Origin of the sequence: Clostridium sp. OM02-18AC, from assembly GCF_003481825.1 — a bacterium.
Taxonomy (GTDB): Bacteria; Bacillota; Clostridia; order Lachnospirales; family Lachnospiraceae; genus Brotaphodocola.
The window spans coordinates 1-3,766 of the sequence record NZ_QULW01000037.1 but is presented as its reverse complement, the minus strand read 5'-3'; the positions used below and the strand labels follow the sequence as shown (position 1 = coordinate 3,766).

Below are 3,766 nucleotides of genomic sequence, written 5' to 3'. Positions count from 1 at the left end.
ATCTTTCATTTTCAAGGTTCATATTGTTGCTGTTCTCAGCGGCAACGTTCGATATTTTAGCACGTTGTTATCGCTTTGTCAACAACTTTTTTAATTTTCTTTTGGAAATCTTTTGATTTCCTGCCCCGTTCTCACGGGGCGAAGATTATAATATCAAACCCGTAAAGAAAAGTCAACTGTTTTTTTTGCGTTTTTTCAACTTTTTCATTTTTCTATATTGTTGCATTTTCTTGCATCTATTGAAAGCTTATTCTTACCGCTGCCTGGAAGTCTTGCTGCAATCGTTTCTGCCTCGTTTTCTTTACCCGTCCCAAGTCCAGTTTTCTGCATTCACCTGCATGAGTTCCAGGTATTCCTGCTGCAGCACATCCAGCAGGTAACGGACGGTTGTTTCTCCCACCGGGGGGTTCCACTTCTTCCTTGAAACAGCGCAGGCACAACCTTTCATTTAAAAGCAGGCAGTAAAATGATGTCTTTCCTGGTTAAACAGCATACAGACTGCTGTTGCCGTTTCTTTTGCCTCACAGACCGCCACCTCCAGATCTTTTCCGATTTTCCTCCTGATCAGCATCCCAGAATGCATGGTTCAGCCACTAGATTACTTTAGTTAGATCCTGTTCACGCTCCATGTATTTGCGGCAATTTGCTACCTGCATGAATTCGCCATTTACCGGAATGAAAACTCCTTCACTTGTTCGCGAATAGTCTGTGCTTCCTGACCGATCTTATCTTTCCATTTCTGTTCCTGCACTCTGCAACCTTCTATATCGTTTTTCCAATTGCTGATCTTAATCCGATTTTCCAACTCGGTCGGATCGGAAGCTTTACTGCCCGGTACGTACACACTTTTTCGTCTCTGCAGATTTCTATCAGCCGGTACCTGCTGTGACTGCACCGGAGACTCCGACTGATTCCCTGCGTGGATCGGACTGCCAATTGTTTTTCGCCGTATCATCTGATTATCATTCATCGTATGATATCGAATCCTTTCGCTTTATTCAGGTAACAATGTTATATAAAGCTTCCATCATAGAACGGAATAGACCGTCTCAACTGCCTGTTGTTTTTCCACATCGATTGTGCCATATGTATTCAGACGCAGCTTTGGAATGACCGGAAGACTTACAAAACCAAGCGTCATAAACGGATCAATTTCCTCATGAATCCCCAATTCCCGAAGGAGCTGCTTCATAGTCTCCAGCCTCCGGTCAACTTCTTCTACCGGAAGATCTGACATAAGCCCTGCAATGGGAAGCGGCAGATCCATTAACACTTTCCCATCTACTGCAATTGCAAGACCACCTTCATTTTCAATGACCCGGTTGCCTGCTGCCGCCATATCTTCATCCGTCACGCCTGCGATCACCAGATTATGGGAATCATGTCCCACGCTGGTCGCTACAGCTCCTTTTTTCAGACCATAATTTCCCAGAAAACCGATTCCGATATGTCCATTTCCTTTATGACGTTCCAATGCCGCAAGCTTGATCACATCATGTTCCGGATCAACACCCAGAGCCAGGTTTTCCTGCTCACACCAGGACTCAGAGCGCTCCTTTGTAAGCAATTCCCGGCTGACCAGATCAATCACGCGTATCCGGTTACCCCGTTTTTTCAAAGCCAAATCTGATGGCTGGATTGGTTTGCAATGGAACGAATGGTACACGCGCTGCTGTATTTCTTCATCCCATACCATGTTTTCTTTGGGATAAGTTTCTATTTTATCCAAATTTGTGTTTTCTGCTCTATGCCCCGCTTTCCCTTCTGCGCCATCTCCATGTTCCGACACCATCCTGCCATGTTCTGCCACCAGAACTCCGCCTTTATAAACCTGATGAACCTGCAAATCGGTTAAATCATTCACAACAACCAGGTCAGCGCGATATCCGGGTGCAACCGCACCGCGTTTTTTCAATCCAAAATATTCTGCTGTGCGAAGACTTCCCATTTTGATCGCACGGATCGGATCTGCCCCCAGTCTGACTGCTTCCCGGATAATGCTGTCAATATGTCCGCCACGAATCAGATCGCCAGGATGCTTATCATCGGTTACCAGCATGCACCGCTGGTCATACGGTGCCTCAAACAGCGGAATCAGCTTTTCCAGATTCTTTGCTGCTGTTCCCTGACGAATCATGATCCACTGGCCGCGCGACAACTTTTCTTTTGCTTCCTCCAGTTCCGAACACTCATGATCCGAAGCAACGCCAGCCGTCACATAGGCATTCAACGCTTTTCCAGAAAGTCCCGGCGCATGCCCATCCACCAGTTTCCCGCATTGCTGCGTCTGGGACAGTTTTTGGATGCAGTCCGGCTCATTCTGAATGACTCCATACGCATTCATCATCTCCGCCAGTCCCAATACCCGTTCATTTTGATAAAACGGCAGCAGATCTTCCATATGCAATTCTGCGCCGGATTCATCCAGAGCCGTAGACGGCACACAGGATGGCATCATAAAATACACATCCAGAAGGAGATTCTTTGTTGCTTCCAGCATATACCGGATACCGGTCGTCCCTGCCACATTCGCGATCTCATGGGGATCCGTGACTACCGCGCAGGTTCCGTGCGGCACTACCATCCGTTCAAATTCTGAAGGGGAAACCATCGAACTTTCCAGATGAATATGACCGTCCAGAAAACCCGGGCAGACATAGGCACCCTTTAAATCACGTTCCAGCTCTCCCTCATAATTTCCGATGCCCAGAATGATGCCATCTTCCATGGCAATGTCTCCTTCTTCCACGGTTTCCGTAAAGACATTCACAATTTTTGCATGCTTTAATACCAGCTTTGCTTTTGTTCTTCCTGCTGCTGCAGAAATCTGCTTCCTAAATTGATCCATTGATGCCATAAGTTTTCCTCCTGACTTTGTCTGAATCATCCCGTGTTTTCTGTGAATTTATCACATTATAACATTTTTATAAGATAAAGTAAAAGCTCCTACAAAAAAGAATGTGCCTTGGCACATTCTCGCGCCGAGGCGCGGTTGCTTCAGCAACCATCTACCTTTGCGCCGAGTGCGCTTCCTCGCGGAGCATTTTTATATGATAGGACGCAATTTCCTATCATATAAAAAAGCCACAGAGGATTTTCCCCTGTGACTCGTTTTTATTTTCCATATGAAGTTTTCGATTCCCCAAAAATCTGGTTGAAATCCTTGGCGATTTCTTTCCTATGAAACAGCTTTACAATATGTCCGCTCATGCCGCACTCAAAAGCTTGTCTCCGGTCCTCATCGAAGGCATTCGCCGTCATCGCGATAATCGGGATATTCGCTTTCCTGCATAATCAGACAACTCTTCTGTATCTTCCGGTTGCTCTGCTTCTGTCTGCACGGTTTCGTTAAGACAGAACGAAGTTCGGACATAAAATAGGTTTTGCAACAAACGCAGTGACTCCGGCTTCTCTCGCTTCTTTCTCAAAATTGATCAGAATCTGGTTCAGCCACAGCTTATCTGTTATAACATCTTCATGCTGCTCATTCCAATTGCGCTCATATTCACGCAGGTATGCCCGGCAACGGCTGTTGTCTTCAACTGTCTTCATGCTTTTCAGGCACAAAAAAAGTGGAAACCTTGTAAATTAAAGGTTTCCACTCTTTTAAAAAGAGCTGCTGACGGGAATCGGACCCGTGACCTCCGCACTACCAATGCGACGCTCTACCGACTGAGCCACAGCAGCATTATGCAATTTTCATTGCAAGAGCGCGAGACGGGACTCGAACCCGCGACCCCGACCTTGGCAAGGTCGTACTCCACCA

At 46.4% G+C, this 3,766-nt stretch carries 5 protein-coding genes and 1 tRNA gene; all 6 read right to left on the bottom strand.

All coding sequences use genetic code 11. The features are described from left to right. Positions 1–448 precede the first annotated feature (448 nt). On the bottom strand, positions 449–571 hold the full coding sequence (locus DXB18_RS16780) for a hypothetical protein (RefSeq protein WP_279220686.1): 123 nt from the start codon (positions 569–571) through the stop codon (positions 449–451). Between the two features lie 96 nt (positions 572–667). After that, entirely contained in the window at positions 668–970 is a 303-nt protein-coding gene (locus DXB18_RS15950) for a hypothetical protein (protein ID WP_118544341.1), read from the bottom strand. 57 nt (positions 971–1,027) lie between these two features. After that, a complete protein-coding gene (gene ade / locus DXB18_RS15945) occupies positions 1,028–2,857 on the bottom strand; it encodes an adenine deaminase (RefSeq protein ID WP_347560910.1) in 1,830 nt (609 codons plus the stop codon). Positions 2,858–3,114: 257 nt separating this feature from the next. Next, on the bottom strand, positions 3,115–3,261 hold the full coding sequence (locus DXB18_RS16390; RefSeq protein WP_118708888.1) for a hypothetical protein: 147 nt from the start codon (positions 3,259–3,261) through the stop codon (positions 3,115–3,117). A gap of 87 nt (positions 3,262–3,348) precedes the next feature. Next, entirely contained in the window at positions 3,349–3,552 is a 204-nt protein-coding gene (locus tag DXB18_RS15935) for a hypothetical protein (protein WP_147355256.1), read from the bottom strand. Positions 3,553–3,614: 62 nt separating this feature from the next. Beyond that, a tRNA-Thr gene (locus tag DXB18_RS15930) sits at positions 3,615–3,687 on the bottom strand. Between the last annotated feature and the right edge of the window lie 79 nt (positions 3,688–3,766).